Raw genomic sequence first — 16614 nt, forward strand, 5'->3', positions numbered from 1 at the left:
CGGAGCGGGCATTTTGATCTTGTCGCCGCTTTCGCCGCACCGCATATACGTTTCGACCGCCACCTGCACGGAGCCGCCATGCCCACCCTCTTCCGCTTCACGATGATACTGGCGACCATCGCGGGGCTGATCTATGGCGGCATGGTGCTGCTCGTCATGGTCGTCAAACCGCGCGACCGCGAAGTGACGGTACGCATCCCTTCCGAGCGGCTGAACCCGCCGTCTACCGAACCGGCAAGGCGCACCCCATGAGCGGACCGGCAGGAGGGCGCGACGGCGCGCGGCTGGAAAGTTTTCTGGAAATGATGAGCGCCGAACGCGGGGCTGCCCCCAACACGCTCTCTTCCTATGAGCGCGACCTTGCTGACCTGCGCGAATTTCTCGGCCGTCGCGGCCAGACCCTGACGGAAGCGCAGACGCCCGACCTTTCCGCCTATCTGACCCATCTTTCCGCACAGGGTTTTGCCGCAACCTCACAGGCGCGACGTCTTTCCACCATGCGGCAATTCTATCGTTTTCTCTATTCGGAAGGACTGCGCGGCGACGACCCGACCGGCATCATCGATGCGCCGAGAAAAGGTCTCGCCTTACCGAAAACGATGAGCGTCGCCGATGTGAACCGGCTTCTTAGCCTTGCCGCGCAGGAAGCCGCCACATCCGGTCCTGGTCAGCTTGCCCGCATCCGCATGCATCTGCTGCTCGAACTGCTTTATGCCACCGGCATGCGTGTCAGTGAGCTTGTCTCGCTGCCGGTCAAGGTGCTGCGTCAGGAAGGCCGCTTCCTGATGATACGCGGCAAGGGCAACAAGGACCGCATGGTTCTTCTTTCCCGCGCCGCCATCGAGGCGATGGAAAAATACGAGGCTGCCAGAAAGGCGCTCGCATCGGAGAAAAGCAGGGCGGCCGCTTCGCAGAAAAAACCGGAGACACCGGAAAGCCCGTGGCTGTTCCCTTCGCGCAGCAAGGAAGGCCACCTGCCCCGCCAGGTCTTTGCCCGCGACCTCAAGGACATCGCCATCCGTGCGGGCCTGACCCCGTCTGCGATATCGCCGCATGTGCTGCGCCACGCCTTTGCCAGCCACCTTCTGCAGAACGGCGCGGATTTGCGCGCGGTGCAGGAACTGCTCGGCCATTCCGACATTTCCACGACACAAATCTATACACATGTGCTGGAAGAACGCTTGCAAGAGCTGGTACAAACACATCACCCCCTTGCCAAACAGGGCAAAAACCTTGATTAGAGCGACCGGAACCGCCGGATAATCCGGTCAAACCTTGCGCAAAACGATCGGAAACGGATCTCATGCACAATTATCTCGACTTCGAAAAACCTATCTCGGACCTTGAGGGCAAGATCATCGAGCTGAAGAAGCTTGCCGATGAAGACGAGAGCATAGACACCTCGGAGGAGATCAACCGTCTGGAATCGCGCGTCAACGACGCGATGCAGGACATCTATTCCAAGCTCAACGCCTGGCAGAAAACGCAGGTCGCGCGCCATCCGCAGCGTCCGCATTTCGTCGATTACGCCAAGGCGCTGTTCACCGATTTCACGCCGCTGGCCGGCGACCGCAAGTTTGCCGAAGACGCCGCCATTCAGGCAGGCCTCGGCCGTTTCAACGGTCAGCCCGTCGCCATCATCGGCCAGGAAAAGGGCAACGACACCAAAAGTCGCCTGAAGCATAATTTCGGCAGCCCGCGCCCGGAAGGTTACCGCAAGGCGATCCGCGTGCTGGAACTGGCCGACCGTTTCTCGCTGCCGGTGATCACCCTCATCGATACGGCAGGCGCCTATCCCGGCGTCGGCGCGGAAGAGCGCGGCCAGGCCGAAGCCATCGCCCGCTCGACGGAAATGTGCCTCAACGTCAAGGTGCCGATCGTCTCCGTCGTCATCGGCGAAGGCGGCTCGGGCGGCGCAATCGCGATCGCCACCGGCAACCGCGTCTATATGCTCGAACATGCGATCTATTCGGTGATCTCGCCGGAAGGCGCCGCCTCCATTCTCTGGCGCGATTCGACCCGCGCCAAGGAAGCCGCAACCAACATGAAGATCACCTCGGAAGATCTGAAGGCGCTCGGCGTCATCGACGGAATCATTCCGGAGCCGATCGGCGGCGCACACCGTGCTCCAGAAACCGTGATCGGTGCGACCGGCGATGTCATCGCCAAGGCGCTGGCCGATCTCTCCCAGCGTTCCGGCACACAGCTGCGCGCTGAACGCCGCCAGAAGTTCCTGGATATTGGCCGGAATCTCTAACGCCGGCCTTATTTTCCTTGAATATTGCCCCAACTCGGCCATAGTCCGGTCACATCAAAAGATGTATCGGCGGCCGCGGGGCGGGTCCGATTTGAGTTAAGAAGATGTAAACGGTTAATACCGTATTTAAAATACACACGGGACGGTGTAGAACTGCCGCCGCTTCGTGCCATCGTCTTTCGGATCAGATCATGCGTTTGACACATTTTGCACTTCTTGCCTGCACCGCGCTCGTTCTTGCCGGCTGTAACGATACGCTCGAAACCGTTGAACGCGACGTCTCCCACGTCAAGAACAAGGTCGATTACCCGCTGTCTCCGGCCATTCTGGCCGAGATCGACAAAAGAGGCATGGACCGCACCTCGCCGATCATGATCCGCATCTTCAAGGAAGAAGGCGCGTTGGAAATCTGGAAAGCCAGGCGCGACAACCGTTTCGAGAAGATTGCCAGCTACGAGATTTGCGCATGGTCCGGCAAACTCGGCCCGAAGGTGAAGGAAGGCGACCGGCAGGCGCCGGAAGGTTTCTACAACCTGACGCCCGCGCATCTCAATCCGAACTCGAAATATTATCTCGCCATCAATACCGGTTTCCCGAACCGCTACGATGCCGCCAATGGCCGCAACGGCACCAATCTGATGATCCATGGCGCCTGCTCGTCCTCCGGCTGTTATTCGATGACGGATGCGCAGATTCTTGAAATTTACGGTTTTGCCCGTGACGCCTTCAAGGGCGGCCAGAAGACCGTGCAGCTGCAGGCCTTCCCGTTCCGAATGACGGCGGAAAACATGGCCCGCCACCGCCAGAGCGAACATCTCGAATTCTGGAAGATGCTGAAGGTCGGTTACGACAATTTCGAAGTGACCAAGCGCCCGCCGGAAGTGAATGTCTGCGAGAAGAAATATGTCTTCAACCAGCAGACGGAAGGCGGCAGCTTCAACGCGTCTGCCCAATGCCCGGCCATGAGCACACCGCCGGCGCTCGTCAGCGCGCTTTCGAGCTACGAGAAGACCTACGATCTCGCCTATGAAAAGGCGATGAAGAAATACGACGGCATGGCCTGGTACGACCCGAGCGAAGCCGAGCGCAAGGCGCTGGTCGCCGAAAAGCGCAAGGGCCGCGAGCCTGCCTATGCCCCGACAGGCTCGGCGCTGAAGGCTGGCAAGCTGATGAAGGAAACGGAATATGCCGCGCTGATGGAGAAAAAGGCGCAGCAGGTGACCACCTCCTCTCCGGCCACGACCGCAACCGCTTCTTCCCTGCGCGGCCCACGGCCTTCGGCTGTCCAGCCCGCCACGGCACCGCAATCGAACCCGGCCCCGGCGGCACCGACGATGGTTGCCTCGGCTACCCCCGCAGCAGCCGGCCAGACCGGAGCTGCTGCCCCAAGCATCCCGGTTCCGGCCATGAACCCGCTTGCCTATTCCGCAGCACCTGCTCCCGAAGCGCCGGAAAAGAAGCCGTTCTGGAAGTTCTGGGCCAAGGAATGAGCGACACGGCCGAGATCGTTTATGATTTGAGGGGGCTTAAATGCCCCCTTCCGGTTTTGAGAAGCCGCAAGAAACTCGCAACCCTGAAGGCGGGTGATGTTCTGACCGTCGAGACGACCGATCCGCTGGCGGTGATCGATATTACGCATATGTGCAATGAGGATGGGCATAGGCTGGTGGAAACTACTGCGCTGGATAAGGGGCATCGGTTTCGCATTGTGAAGGGGTTGTAGTATACGACGTTTCAACGTCCTCAGCCGTGGTTACCCCCCTCTGTCCTGCCGGACATCTCCCCCTCAAGGGGGGAGATCGACAAGCGGCTTGCTCCGCACATCTTTATCGATGCAGCAGCCCGAAGTGCAGAGCTTGTGAGAAAACGAGCGGTCGCCGCAACTGATCTCCCCCCTTGAGGGGGAGATGTCCGGCAGGACAGAGGGGGGTGAACCACACCCACCGACCTGGACCATCACGACACGCCCTAAAACCGCAACCCCGAAACCGCCAGCGGATTATCCGTCATCGCCTGCCTGTCCGGCCGGTCGATGCCCGGTGCGCTTGTGAAGGCTGCGAACAGGTCCTGCACGAAAGCCTCCGGCAAATCCTTCGTGATCAGCACCATGCGGGTTCGCTGATCAGCCGGGTCCGGCCACGCCGCGAGGCGCTCCGGCGTGTGGAAAATATTCTGCACCCCATGCAGCACCAGCGGCCGGGCCGGATTATCCGACAGCTTGACGATGGCCTTCATGCGCAGGAGCTTTTCACCATGTGCCGAGCGCAGCAGATCAACGAACATGTCGATCGCCATCGGGCTGACTGGCTGATCGTGAATGATCGAGAAGGAACGGATAGACGCATCGTGCCGGTTCACATCGTGATGATGATGGTGGTCGTCGTGATCGCCATGATGGTGGTGATGGTCGTGACCGTGATCATGATCGTGGTGATCGTGTACCGCCTCTTCGCCCAGCCAGCGGCCGACATCGGCATTCTTGCTGCCGGCATCGTAAAGGCCGTTGTCGAGAAGCCCCGCAGCGCTCCACTCGGTTTTGTCGCCATCCTCGATGGACGCGCGCGGATTGAGCGCTTGTAGACGGGCTGTCAGCGCGGAAATCGTGGCAGCATCCGCAAGCGCGCGCTTGGTCATCACCAGACGGTCAGCCACGGCGGCCTGTTTCACCGCCTCCTGATGATTGTCCAGCGTGGAAAGGCCGTTGACGGCATCCACCACCGTAATCATGCCGTTCAGCACGAAATTCTGGGCGATGACCGGGTTGCCCATGACCGACTGCATAACGGGGGCGGGATCGGCAAGGCCCGTGGTCTCGATCACCACCCGTTTTACCGGCTTCAGCTTGCCTGTCTGAATGCCGTCCATCAGTTCCGCCAGCGTATCCACCAACTCGCCGCGCACCGTGCAGCACAGGCAGCCCTCCGCCAGCTCAATGATGCCCTCACCAGCACTTTCGACCAGCATGTGATCGATGCTGACATCGCCGAATTCGTTGATGATGATCGCCGCATCGCTCATCGCCGGATCCTTGAGGAGCCGGTTGAGCAGCGTCGATTTTCCGGCTCCGAGAAATCCGGTGATGATGGAAACCGGGATGCGATCGCGAGACATGACTTGCCTGTGTGTTGATGGCCGCTCCGGCAGGTCACTGGAAGACACGAAACCCGGAGCCGCATGGAGCTAAAAGAAATCGCCCGCGCCTGGAAGCCGCGAGCGACACTGTAATATCATAACATCATCGACCTGCGAATACACAAACCGCATTGCAACGGCGAGGCTCGGCCTCGAGGCATTCATCGATCATCAGAATGTCGGGCGCGGGATCGGGATCGGCACGTTGGCCAGTTCGCCCTTGCCGGCTCCCTTGGTGGCATTCACCGCCACCGTCTCGCTGCCCGGAATGAGACCGGCGAAGGAATATTCCGGCGGGCGGGTCATTTCCTGCACATAGGGCGAATGGATGACCATGCGGCCAGCCTCGTCGCGGCTTTCGCTGCGCACCTTGGCGGCCTTCGGGTTGCAGATTTCGGCGCTGATATCGTTCACATCGCCGGTATCGCCATAGGGCGCCAGCGCGGCGAGCGAAACGCCTTGGCCCGAAGGCGCCGTCAGCCCCATCTGCAACAGATCGGCCGATTGATCGGTGCGTCCGGCAAGGCTGTCCGCACCCAGCACGACCGTGATGACCGAGCGGCCATTGCGCACGGCCGACGACACCTGGTTGAAGCCAGAGGCACAGATGAAGCCGGTCTTCATGCCATCCGCGCCCTCGAAACGGCCGACCAGCATGTTGAAGTTGGCGTAGTTCTTCTTGCCGGTGCTGACGCCTTCCAGCGAGAAATAATGGGCATATTCCGGAAACTCGCGCTTGATGATCAGCGCCAGCAGCGCCAGATCCCGGGCGGTCGTATATTGTCCCTTGCCGGGCAGGCCATTGGCGTTGATGTAACGGGTGGAACTCATGCCCAGCCGCTGCGCCTGCGCATTCATCTGCGCCACGAAATTATCGCTGGTGCCGCCGATGGTCTCGGCAATCGCCACGGCGATGTCATTGGCGGATTTGATGAGCAGCAGCTTCAAAGCGCTATCCATCGTCAGCTTCTGGCCGGGCTTGAAATACATTTTCGAGGCCGGCTGATCGGCGGCCTTCTTACTCATCACCACTTCCGTCTGCGGGCTGATCTTGCCGGCCTTCATCTGCGAAAAGGCGATATAGGCGGTCATCAGCTTGGTGAGCGAAGCGGGATACCACTTGCGGAAGGCTTCCTGATGGGAAATCACCTTGCCGGTTTTGACATCGACCACCATTTTCGGATTGGCATTTGCCACGGGTGCTGCGGCAACGAGGCCTGCGGTCATGATGGCAACGGCTGCGGAAAGCCGTCTGGCGGCGTTTGGCGATTTAAAAGTCTGTGGCAAGGCTTGTCCTCGAATTCCCGTCTTCGGTCGGGGAATGGCAATATTCACCATATATGTCCTAGCAATGGCAAAGTACATTGATTACGTCAATTATGCGGCGCACTATCCACCACGGAGGATAGGATTTTACGACACGCCGCACCGATGAACCCAGGAATGAACGAATGCCGATTTTGAACAGAGCCGCCGAACTCCAGCAGGAAGTCAGCGAATGGCGGCGTCACCTGCATGAAAATCCCGAGATTTTGTATGATGTCGACAACACCGCGGCCTTCGTTGCGGAGAAGCTGAAATCTTTCGGCGTTGACGAAATCGTGACCGGTCTCGGCCGCACGGGTGTGGTCGGGATCATCAGGGGCAATCTTCCGGGCAATCGCACCATCGGCTTTCGCGCGGATATGGACGCTCTCCCAATTTTAGAGGAAACCGGCAAGCCCTGGGCCTCCAAAACCGCGGGCGCCATGCATGCCTGCGGCCATGACGGCCACACGGCCATGCTGCTTGGCGCGGCCAAATATCTCACCGAGACCCGCAATTTTGCGGGCTCCATCGCCGTCATCTTCCAGCCGGCGGAAGAAGGCGGCGCCGGCGCTCTCGCCATGGTCGAGGACGGCCTGATGGAGCGTTTCGGCATTAACGAGGTCTACGGCATGCACAACATGCCGGGCATTCCGCTCGGCGCCTTCGCCATCCGCAAGGGCGGCATCATGGCGGCACCGGACAAGTTCTCCATCACCGTCAAGGGCCGTGGCGGCCACGCGGCACAGCCGCACCGCACCGTCGATCCGATCACCATCGGCGCGCAGATCGTCGGCAACCTGCAGATGATCGCCTCACGCAATGCCGACCCCATCCGCTCGGTAGTCGTCTCCGTCACCCGCTTTCAGGCCGGTTCCAGCCACAACATCATCCCCAACGAGGCATTGATCGCCGGCACGGTGCGCAGCCTCGATGAAACTGTGCGCGATCTGGCGCAGGATCGCATCAAGCAGATGGCGGAAGGTATTGCCCTTGCCAACGGCGCGGAAGCGGAAGTCGTCTATGAGCGTTATTGCCCGGTAACCTTCAACCACGCCGCCGAGACCGACCACGCCATCCGTGTGGCCCGCGATGTGGCGGGCGAACCGAATGTCGACCCCGATGTCGATCCTTCCATGGCGGGAGAGGATTTCTCCTTCATGCTGAAGGAAAGACCAGGCTGCTTCATCTTCATCGGCAACGGCGATTCGGCCGGGCTTCACAATCCCGGTTATGATTTCAACGACGAGGCCATCGTTTACGGCATTTCCTACTGGGTGAAACTGGCCGAACAGCGTCTGACGAACTGATTGCCGACTGACGCGAAGAAAGCCGAGGAAGAGATCGACCGCGATGAAGAACGCGGTTGATCCGCAGGCATCGTCAGGTTAAAGAGCAATTCAGTGTCCACGTAGCTCAGCAGGATAGAGCACAGGATTCCTAAGACAAATTGGGGGTTGCGCCCGGAAACGACGCAATCGATCTGCTCAAAGTCGGGGAAAGCTTCGCTGGTCTTCCAGCATGCCAATCCCGAGCCAAGCTCCGGAGAAATCCGGTGAAGGTGTAGAGACTGGATGGGCAGCACCTAAAGGCCGCAAGGCCCATGGTGAAGGGACAGTCCAGACCACGAACGTCTTGCCGGCAAATGGCGGGACGGCGGCGAAAGCCGAAGCGGTATGAATCCTGGGGTCGGAGGTTCGAATCCTCTCGTGGACGCCAATTTCCTGCAAAACGCAGCAAAAACAATGTTATAGTTTGAGCGCGGCCCAGCGCGGCTGATAGCCGTTTGGCAGGTCTCTACTTCGACCGGAGTCTTAGTGACATCCTTCACGAACACGAGAAATTAAAAGCTTCAAAAGGGAACGTTGAAAGCGGGCAATTGCTTCCTATTTCCTATCTGTGATGATGAAGCGCCTGTCAAAATTAGTTGCGCTAGAGGAAGGAGATTTGATGATCGACGAATATGGTCCATATGTGCAGATGTCCACGCTTGGAGAACAGATGGCTGCCTGCTACCAGACGGATGCAAATCTCGTATTGGAACCGCATCTGGCGCATTACATGGACGAGGTGGAGATCAATATCGCCGCCGATAGTTTTAATCACGTTGGCTTTCTGAACAACATCACAAGCCGGCTACAGGTGACACTGACGGCAACGACCAATCCCAGGCGCCGGGAATTTCTACAAGCCGTTGTGGCTTCGCTTCAGGAGCGGATCCACCGCCATTCACTCGATGTGGCGTAATAGAGCTTCGTCGTCACTCTTGTACAATTGCTTGCTGCATATCTTTGGCAAGACGGCGAAAAAAACTGACGAGACGCTCGAGGCGCAAGCCCGGAGCAACCCCTCGTACAGTTGGACATCCCTGCTATTCGACGAAAACCCGCACGCTCGAGGCGCGGCCGTCGGCGTCGATGACCGTCAGTGTGGAAAATCCCTGGCCTTCCGGCCGCCATTCGCTGTTGCGGCGATGGGAGGCGTTCGGCAAAGGCAAACCATTGGCGAGCCAGCGGAAGGGCGCCCGCCCGCCCTGCAGCTTCAATACCAGCGGCGAGATGCCCGACTGGCCAGAAAGCTCCACCCGCGCGCCTTCCGGCGGGTAAACGATGCGCGGGGCGCTTTCACGTCTTGAAGCAGAAAGCAGGCCGCTGGCCGTCGTGGTGAAACGCCGCTGGTTGGCGGGGAGGTCATTGACCACGACCCGCGCGACACCGGAAGGTGCGGCCGGCATCGGCGTGATCGCCACGCCGGATTTTTCGAAAGCCTCGAACAGGATCGGGGCGGCTGTCGCATAACCGGCAATGCCCGGCACCGCGCCATTGTCGGCCCGGCCGACCCAGACGCCGACCACATGCCGCCCGTCATACCCCACCGACCAGGCATCGCGATAGCCATAGCTGGTGCCGGTCTTGTAGGCGATGCCGCGCTGTTTCATGCCGAGCGGCGGCAGCACGCCGGAGAGGATGTCGGAGATGTTCCAGATAGCGGCATCGGAGAATAACCGGTCCCCCTCCAGCCGTTCCGGGGCGGCGCGGACGCCGTCTCCAAGCCGCACGGGATCGCCGCCGCCGGCAAGCCCCGCATAGAGCTGCACCAGATCGACCAGCGAAACACCCGCGCCGCCAAGGGCGATGGCAAGCCCGGGCGCTTCATTGGCGGGAAGAACGAGTTTGACGCCCACCCGGCGGAACCGCACCATCAGCGCCGAGGGGCTGACGGCATCCAGCAGCTTGACGGCAGGCACGTTGAGCGACAGTTGCAGCGCCTGCCGGATGCTGACATCGCCCTGATAATGCATGTCGAAATTGCGCGGCCTGTAACCGGAAAAGTCGGCCGGGCGATCCTCGATGATGGTTTCCTGCCCGACAAGACCGTCTTCGAAGGCAAGGCCGTAGATGAATGGCTTGAGGGTGGAGCCCGGCGAGCGAACGGCCCGGCTCATCTCCACGAAACCGCGTCTTGCCGTATCGAGATAATCCGCCGAGCCCACTTCCGCCAGAATATCGCCGCTCTGCGCATCGGCCATGACGATGGCGACGGAGACCCTGTCGCCGAGCTTTTCCGCCGCATGGCGGGCAACACCCTCCAGCTCCCGCTGGATCGGCAGCTTCAGCGTGGAACGCACCTCGGCAGTATCCGGGAATTTCACCCGTGCGGCGACGGCCATATGCGGCGCATAGGCCGGCAGGTCCCGCCGGTTGGTGGGCACATTCGCAAGCGCCGACCGTTCCGCTTCCCCCTCACCCACCACGCGTTCCACGGCAAGCCGTTGCAGCACCCGCTCGCGCGCCTGCTTCGCCGCCTCCGGAAAGCGATCCGGGCGTCGCTTTTCCGGCAATTGCGGCAGCGCCACCAAAAGGGCTGCCTCCGCCGTATCGAGCCTGCCCGGCTCCTTGCCGAACCAGGCGAGGCTTGCGGCGCGAATGCCTTCGAGATTGCCGCCATAGGGCGCGATATTCAGATAGAGATCGAGGATTTCCGCCTTGCTGAGCCTTCTCTCGATCTGGAGCGCGCGCGCGGCCTGCAGGAATTTCGCCGAAAACGACCGGTCGGCGCGCGGCTCGATCAGCCGCGCCACCTGCATGGAAAGCGTCGATGCGCCGGAAACGATCCGGCCGTTGCTGGCCAATTGCCAGGCGGAGCGCAAAAGCGCCCAGGGATCGACCCCGTGGTGATCGTAGAAACGCTGGTCTTCATAGGCCACCAGCATGCGCAGGAACTGTGGGTCGACTTGGGCGGCCGAGGTTTTCAGCCGCCAGCGGCCATCGGCTGTCGCAAAAGCGCGCAACAGCTTGCCGTCACGGTCCAGAACCTCGAAGGATCGTTGCTGCGCAGCGTCCAGCGGCGGCGGATAGGCCTTGTCCAGCGCATCGAGACCGAAGGCCGCGCCGCCCATAAGCAACGCGGACGTCATGATGCCGACAATGATCGCCTTCTTCCGCCTCATGGGTTTGCCGAGCGCACCTCCATGCGGCCGGTTGCCGTGCGGGCGGCAAATTGCGGCCGGTACATATCCTCAACCGAAGCTGCCGGATGATCGTAGGTGCCGGGGGTAACGGCGCGGACCACATAGGCAAGGGCAATTTCCGAACTGTCGCCGGCCGAGCGGTCGAAGGCCGCCACGAAACGGTCGTAGCGGAATTCCGTATGCGCCGCTTCCGTTTCCGGCAACCAGTCGAAATTCGACAGTTCGGCCGAATTGACGAGGCTCGGATTGTCGATTTCGAAACCGGAGGGCAGCAGGTCGGTCACCAGAATGCGCGACTGCCAGTTATTCTGCGGCACCACATTAAGCACCACGACATAACGCTCGTTCTGGACCACCTCGCTCGGGTTCACCTCCTCGCCATCCATGGAATAATAGGTGCGGGTGATGGTGAAGCCTTCGCCGCCGGCGGCAAGCGGCTGCGCCGGCGGCGCCACCGTGGTGACGACGGCCGTGACCGGATCGGCCGAGGCATTGGCGATCTTCAAGGGTGCGGCCAGCAGTTCATCGCCGCTCATCCGCTTGCCGAAGCCGCCAGTCTGCAGATCGCCGTTCACATCGAGACGGATATCCTTGTCTTCGCCTTTGACGGCGCGGGCGGCCAGCAGCATCCATGCCTGTTCCTGGGTGCTGGTATAGGGCTTCTTTTCCCATTCCTTCGCCACCGCACCGGCAAGCTGCGGCACGACGGCCGGAACCGGCCGGCTTTCCGCCGCAAGCGCCAGCGTCGCCGCGCCGTCACGCAGGGCGGAGCCATAATCCGCGCGCGAGAAACTGACATTGGTGGTGCGGCTTGCCATGTCGAGCGAAGCGCCGAATACGGCCTTCGAACGGGCCTGATCGCCATAAAGCGAAAGGGCGGCGGCAACCTGCGCCTTGGCGAGCGGTGTGGCGAAATCGGCCAGCGCCGTATCCGCGTAATAACGCAGATCGTTGATCGCCGCCTTGCGGTTGCGCGCCAGCACATAAAGCGAATAGGCGATCTCGTTGCCGCGATCCTTTACATTGCTGTCATAGGAAAGACCGTTTTGCAGGTTGTTCAGCGCCTGCACCATGGCTGCTTCGGGCACATCGTAATTCTGCTCGCGGGCGCGGGTCAGGAAGTCGCTGATATAGGCATCGAGCCACAGATCGCCGTAACCCGGCGACCAGAGGCCGAAGCTGCCGGAACTCGACTGGAAGGACAGCACGCGGTAGATCGCCTCCTGCACGCGCTTGCGGGTATCGGGGTCTTCTGCAAGGCCGCTATCCTTCATCAGTTCCGAAACGTAAAGCAGCGGCAAAGCGCGGCTCGTCGTTTGCTCGGCGCAGCCGTAAGGATATTTGTCCAGCATCATCACCAGCGCCGGAATATCGAAGGCGGGCGAGCGCGTGACATTGACCGCGACGGAAGAGCCGAGCAGCATGCTGTCGGCCAGAAGATCGCCATTGATCGTCAGGCTGCTATTGGGTGCGATCTTGATTTCTCGCCGCGTCGTCACCGGCAGTACGGCCGGGCGCACCGGAACGTTCAGAACCTGCTCCAGTGAAAGACCGGCGGCATTGGAAACCTTGATGGTGATCGCGCCATTGCCGGGCTGTTCACCCGTCAGCGGCACGGTCAGCGAAGACTTGCCGCCTTTCTGAAGCGCGAGAGTTTGCGACATCTCGCCTTGATCGACCGTCAATGCGGTATTGCTGGTCACATCCAGCCGGTAGTCGCCGGCCTCCCCATCGGTATTGGCGATATCGAGCCGCAATTGCGAGACATCGCCGGGAGCGAGGAATTTCGGCGCGCTGGCTGTGACGACGACAGGATCGCGAATGATAGCGTCGGAGACAGCATGTCCCACGCCTGTCTTCGTCCAGGCCACCGCCATGATGCGGGCGGTGCCGTTGAACTGCGGAATATCGAAGCTGACCGTCGCCTTGCCGTTAGCGTCGAGTTCGACCGGACCGGCAAAGAAGGCCACGAGTTTTTCCGTGGGCGGGCTGCCCTGAAGGGCTGCCTGCCCTCCGTCACCGCCGGTGCGCAGCCGGCCGGTGGCGCCGAGCGAACCGTCGATCAGGCGGCCATAGAGGTCGCGAATTTCCAGCCCCAGCCGACGCTGGCCGAAATACCATTCATCCGGCTTTGGCGGCTCATAGCGGGTGAGGTTCAATATGCCGACATCGACTGCCGCAACGATGACATAGGCCTTTTCGCCCACGCCGGCACCCGCAACGGTGATCGGAATTTCAAGCGGCTGGCGCGGCAGCGTTTTCTGCGGCGCGCCAAGCGTGACGGCAAGTTTGCGCTCGGCCGGATCGACGGCAAGCCATTTGATGCCGATGGCGCGCATCGGCATACGGCTTTCCTGCGCATCGCCGGGACGGAACAGCGTGGCTGTCACATAAGCGCCCGCACCCCATTCCTCTGTGACGGGAATGTCGATCTCGCCGCCATCCTCGCCGATCTCGGCATTCTGCACGGCAATCAGCTTTTCCGAACCGGAAGTCACCATCAACTCGCCGGCAAAACGCGAGGAAACCTTGAGCTTGGCCGTATCGCCGATCTTGTAGCTCTGCTTGTCGAGAGCGATTTCCAGCGCATCCGGCGTTTCCGTCGAGCTTGCCTCCACATAAAAACCGGCGTCGAACTCAACGCTCGAAACCGGCGCGCCATTGCCGGCGCCCTCCACTTCCAGCCGATAGCGACCCCAGGTGACGGGCACGGAAATCTCGCCGCCATTCGCATCGACCGAAAGCGTGCCCGCTTCCTGCTGCTTGGTATATTCCACCGGCTCGTAACGCCAGGAATTGCCCTGACGATACCATTGATAGTTCCGCTCGACCTTGATGAGCTTCCAGTTGAGGCCGCTCATCGCCTGTTTGGCACCGTCGGCGTTGACGCCGATGATGTGGAAACGACCGACGGAATTCTGGGCAAGGTCGCCGGAAAATTGCGGTTTGATACCGATGACCGGCGCTTCAGCCTTGATGGGTAGCGTCAGGGAGCGCTCCACGGCACGTCCACCGGCTTCGCGCATGCGCACGGTGATGTTGGCGGAAAGAAGCTGCGTTGTGGATGGCAGATCGGTGAGATCAACATTGAAGCTCGCCTTGCCCTCTTCGTCCAGCGCCGGCAGATCGGCAAGCGTGGTGCGGTTTTCCTCTTCGCTTTCCTCATCGGCCAGACCGAAGAAATAACCTTCGAAATCGGCGCTGGTGCGCGTCGGTTTGATGGCGACCTCGCCCTCCAGCGTCAGGCCGGCTGCGGGCGCGCCATAGAGGTAACGGCCATCGACATCGATTGCCGTTTCCGCGCCAGGGTCGATCTGTTTTGCCTTGCTCGAGAGGTCGAACTCTGTGCGGTCAGGCACGAAATCATCGACGAGGAAGCTCTTTTCGCTGATGGCAGCCGTCTTCGGATCGGTATGGATGCGCAGCGTCCAGGTGCCGCGCATGGCATTTGCCTGCAACGGCAGATCGACCGCATGGCCGCCGAGCGCCTTGCCGTCGCTGACGAAACGCCGGTCCTCGACACCATCCGGGCGCGAGAAGATGAAAGTGAGCGGCAGATCCTCGATTGCCTTGTCGTCGACATCGCGGGCAAGGGCTGCGGCATGCACGGTCTCGCCGGCGCGGTAGATGCCGCGTTCCGTCCAGCTGAACACGTCGATGGCGCCGGGGGCTGCACGGCCCGTCACGCCGCGATCCGAAAGATCGAAGCCGGCGCGGGTCATGTCGAGGAACACATAGTCCTTGTCGCCGTTGCGCGCCGTCAGAATCGCAGGCGCCTGCGCCGCCGTGCCGCGCATTAGGCCGGCTGAGAACACCGCGCGGCCGTCCGCATCGGTCTTCGCAGTGCCCAGCACCTCGTTATTCTTGGCGAGCAGCTGCAAATCCACATCTGCCAACGGCTTGGCGCTGCCAAGGGCGCGGACGAAGACATTGAGCCCATCGGTTCCGGCATAGGTGGTGATGCCGGTATCGGATACGAGGAACCATTGCGTGGCGCGCGAATCCCAGGTTTCCGGTGCGGTGCCCGGCGGTACGGCGGTCAGCACATAGATGCCGGGCTTGCGCTCGGGCAGGGCCTCATCCACCGGAAAACTCGTCACCACATCCTTGTTGAGATCGGGCTGGATATCGATCGAGCCCTGCCAGACAAGCTCGCCAATTTCGTTCTCGATACGGTCGGCGTTGTAGCCATCCATCTGCGTCAGAAACTGCGAGTTTGAAAGAAGCGAGGTGATGTTGCGGTCGCCGACGCGATAAAGCTTCAGGTCGGCCTTGTCGGCATTGACAGAGACGATTGGAATGCCGCGGCGCGCCGTGCCCGGCAGCACGAAGTTCTCGCCGGTGAAGCGCACACTGGCGGCACGGTCACGCACGTATATATCGAGATCGACCTGCTTTTCGAGAGGCTCTTCCACCGAAGACGGCAGGCCGGCGCGAAACGCAATCTTGTAACGCTGGCCATGGGTCAGGCCTTCCACGCAAATCTCGCTGCCCTTCGCCTCGATGGCCTTGGGCGCTGCCCCATCGAGCGTGATGAAGGACGAATAATCGATGCCGTTCTTCACCAGCGGCTCGGAAAACTGCACGCAGGCGCGCGGGCTGATGCTATCGGTATCCACGGTATTGTTGATGACGCGGAAACCCTGCCGCGTGCGCAGATCGGCATAGGCCGCCTTGGTCTGTGCATTGTCGGCAAGCGCAAGGCTTTCCTTATAGGCATTGAGTGCCGCGCGATAATTCTGGGTTTTTTCAAACGCCTTCGCCAGCTGGTTCAGGGCCTCGGTGCGGGCGCTGACCGTGCGGCTCAGCTGATAGGCATTGATGGCGGCGGAAGCGGCTTGTCCCGCTATCGAATAATTATCGGTGACCTGCGCGGCCTTTTCCGACAATTCCGCCCAGAGCGCCCCATCGTCAGGTGTGATCGCAAGGGCCTGTTTATAGGTCGTGACTGCATCGGGAATATTGCCGGCAGCTGCCTGCTGGCGCGCCGTTTCCACGAGAGCTTCCAGGCCCTGTTCGCCCTCGCCCTCATTTGCCGCGAGGCCGGATTTCAGCCGGCGCGCTTCCTGCTGCAGGCTGTCGGTCACGAAGGACAGGCGCTGCGGTGCGCCGATATCGGCTTCCGCGGCCACTTCCACAATCTTGCCGGCAACTGCGCCAGGGAAGGCGTTCAGCTGATTGAAATCCGACTTCAGGAAGCACCATTTCACCTTGGGATTGTAGGTAAAGGCCTTGCAGGCGGTATCGCCGACGCAAATCTCGCCGCATTGCTCCAGTGAGACATTTTGCTCCGTCCTGAGATCGAAGCCGAAATAATCGCCATTTTGGGTCGTAACGACCTTGCGGGAGGGTTCCGCCGCCATAGCTGGTGGAAAAAACAGGGCGGTTGAGACCGCAACCAGCGAAATCCGGACGAGCGCGCGCAACGACATCAGTTTTCTCCCCGCAA

11 protein-coding genes are annotated in these 16614 nt (G+C 60.9%); 7 read left to right on the forward strand and 4 right to left on the reverse strand.

All coding sequences use genetic code 11. The features are described from left to right. Positions 1-78: 78 nt before the first annotated feature. The 5 genes from AGR7B_RS17460 to AGR7B_RS17480 all read left to right on the forward strand — a co-directional run bounded on the left by AGR7B_RS17460 (position 79) and on the right by AGR7B_RS17480 (position 3980). Positions 79-252 carry a hypothetical protein gene (locus tag AGR7B_RS17460; RefSeq protein ID WP_035239639.1) on the forward strand — a complete coding sequence of 58 codons (174 nt, stop codon included), beginning with the start codon at positions 79-81 and terminating at the stop codon, positions 250-252. After that, a complete protein-coding gene (gene xerD / locus AGR7B_RS17465) occupies positions 249-1241 on the forward strand; it encodes a site-specific tyrosine recombinase XerD (protein WP_080857452.1) in 993 nt (330 codons plus the stop codon). The genes AGR7B_RS17460 and xerD overlap by 4 nt, the downstream gene beginning before the upstream one ends. Before the next feature lie 62 nt (positions 1242-1303). Continuing rightward, positions 1304-2257, forward strand: coding sequence for an acetyl-CoA carboxylase carboxyltransferase subunit alpha (locus AGR7B_RS17470; RefSeq protein ID WP_080857453.1), 954 nt, complete (start codon positions 1304-1306; stop codon positions 2255-2257). Positions 2258-2448: 191 nt separating this feature from the next. Then, on the forward strand, positions 2449-3747 hold the full coding sequence (locus AGR7B_RS17475; protein WP_121490434.1) for a L,D-transpeptidase family protein: 1299 nt from the start codon (positions 2449-2451) through the stop codon (positions 3745-3747). After that, on the forward strand, positions 3744-3980 hold the full coding sequence (locus tag AGR7B_RS17480; RefSeq protein ID WP_080857454.1) for a sulfurtransferase TusA family protein: 237 nt from the start codon (positions 3744-3746) through the stop codon (positions 3978-3980). Before AGR7B_RS17475 ends, AGR7B_RS17480 begins: the two co-directional genes overlap by 4 nt. A 245-nt stretch (positions 3981-4225) precedes the next feature. On the opposite strand, the gene AGR7B_RS17485 is transcribed toward AGR7B_RS17480, so the two are convergent. Continuing rightward, positions 4226-5368, reverse strand: a complete 1143-nt coding sequence (locus tag AGR7B_RS17485; RefSeq protein ID WP_080857455.1) for a CobW family GTP-binding protein — start codon at positions 5366-5368, stop codon at positions 4226-4228. A 192-nt stretch (positions 5369-5560) separates the two neighbouring features. Further along, a complete protein-coding gene (locus AGR7B_RS17490; protein WP_065656314.1) occupies positions 5561-6616 on the reverse strand; it encodes a D-alanyl-D-alanine carboxypeptidase family protein in 1056 nt (351 codons plus the stop codon). Between the two features lie 224 nt (positions 6617-6840). Here AGR7B_RS17490 and AGR7B_RS17495 point away from each other — a divergent pair, with 224 nt between their 5' ends. Then, on the forward strand, positions 6841-8004 hold the full coding sequence (locus AGR7B_RS17495; RefSeq protein ID WP_080857457.1) for a M20 aminoacylase family protein: 1164 nt from the start codon (positions 6841-6843) through the stop codon (positions 8002-8004). Between the two features lie 640 nt (positions 8005-8644). Beyond that, positions 8645-8941 carry a hypothetical protein gene (locus tag AGR7B_RS17500; protein WP_078052013.1) on the forward strand — a complete coding sequence of 99 codons (297 nt, stop codon included), beginning with the start codon at positions 8645-8647 and terminating at the stop codon, positions 8939-8941. Between the two features lie 124 nt (positions 8942-9065). On the opposite strand, the gene pbpC is transcribed toward AGR7B_RS17500, so the two are convergent. Beyond that, entirely contained in the window at positions 9066-11144 is a 2079-nt protein-coding gene (gene pbpC / locus AGR7B_RS17505) for a penicillin-binding protein 1C (protein ID WP_162934191.1), read from the reverse strand. Continuing rightward, complete coding sequence (locus tag AGR7B_RS17510; protein ID WP_080857458.1) at positions 11141-16597, reverse strand: alpha-2-macroglobulin family protein; 5457 nt, start codon at positions 16595-16597, stop codon at positions 11141-11143. The genes pbpC and AGR7B_RS17510 overlap by 4 nt, the downstream gene beginning before the upstream one ends. Positions 16598-16614: the final 17 nt, after the last annotated feature.

The sequence above is a fragment of the Agrobacterium deltaense RV3 genome, assembly GCF_900013505.1.
Taxonomy (GTDB): domain Bacteria; phylum Pseudomonadota; class Alphaproteobacteria; order Rhizobiales; family Rhizobiaceae; genus Agrobacterium; species Agrobacterium leguminum.

Bases quoted from the DNA above. Each gene is read 5' to 3' on its own strand.
- AGR7B_RS17460 (WP_035239639.1), top strand. From the start codon at position 79: ATGCCCACCCTCTTCCGCTTCACGATGATACTGGCGACCATCGCGGGG.
- xerD (WP_080857452.1), top strand. From the start codon at position 249: ATGAGCGGACCGGCAGGAGGGCGCGACGGCGCGCGGCTGGAAAGTTTT.
- AGR7B_RS17470 (WP_080857453.1), top strand. From the start codon at position 1,304: ATGCACAATTATCTCGACTTCGAAAAACCTATCTCGGACCTTGAGGGC.
- AGR7B_RS17475 (WP_121490434.1), top strand. From the start codon at position 2,449: ATGCGTTTGACACATTTTGCACTTCTTGCCTGCACCGCGCTCGTTCTT.
- AGR7B_RS17480 (WP_080857454.1), top strand. From the start codon at position 3,744: ATGAGCGACACGGCCGAGATCGTTTATGATTTGAGGGGGCTTAAATGC.
- AGR7B_RS17485 (WP_080857455.1), bottom strand. From the start codon at position 5,368: ATGTCTCGCGATCGCATCCCGGTTTCCATCATCACCGGATTTCTCGGA.
- AGR7B_RS17490 (WP_065656314.1), bottom strand. From the start codon at position 6,616: ATGACCGCAGGCCTCGTTGCCGCAGCACCCGTGGCAAATGCCAATCCG.
- AGR7B_RS17495 (WP_080857457.1), top strand. From the start codon at position 6,841: ATGCCGATTTTGAACAGAGCCGCCGAACTCCAGCAGGAAGTCAGCGAA.
- AGR7B_RS17500 (WP_078052013.1), top strand. From the start codon at position 8,645: ATGATCGACGAATATGGTCCATATGTGCAGATGTCCACGCTTGGAGAA.
- pbpC (WP_162934191.1), bottom strand. From the start codon at position 11,144: ATGAGGCGGAAGAAGGCGATCATTGTCGGCATCATGACGTCCGCGTTG.
- AGR7B_RS17510 (WP_080857458.1), bottom strand. From the start codon at position 16,597: ATGTCGTTGCGCGCGCTCGTCCGGATTTCGCTGGTTGCGGTCTCAACC.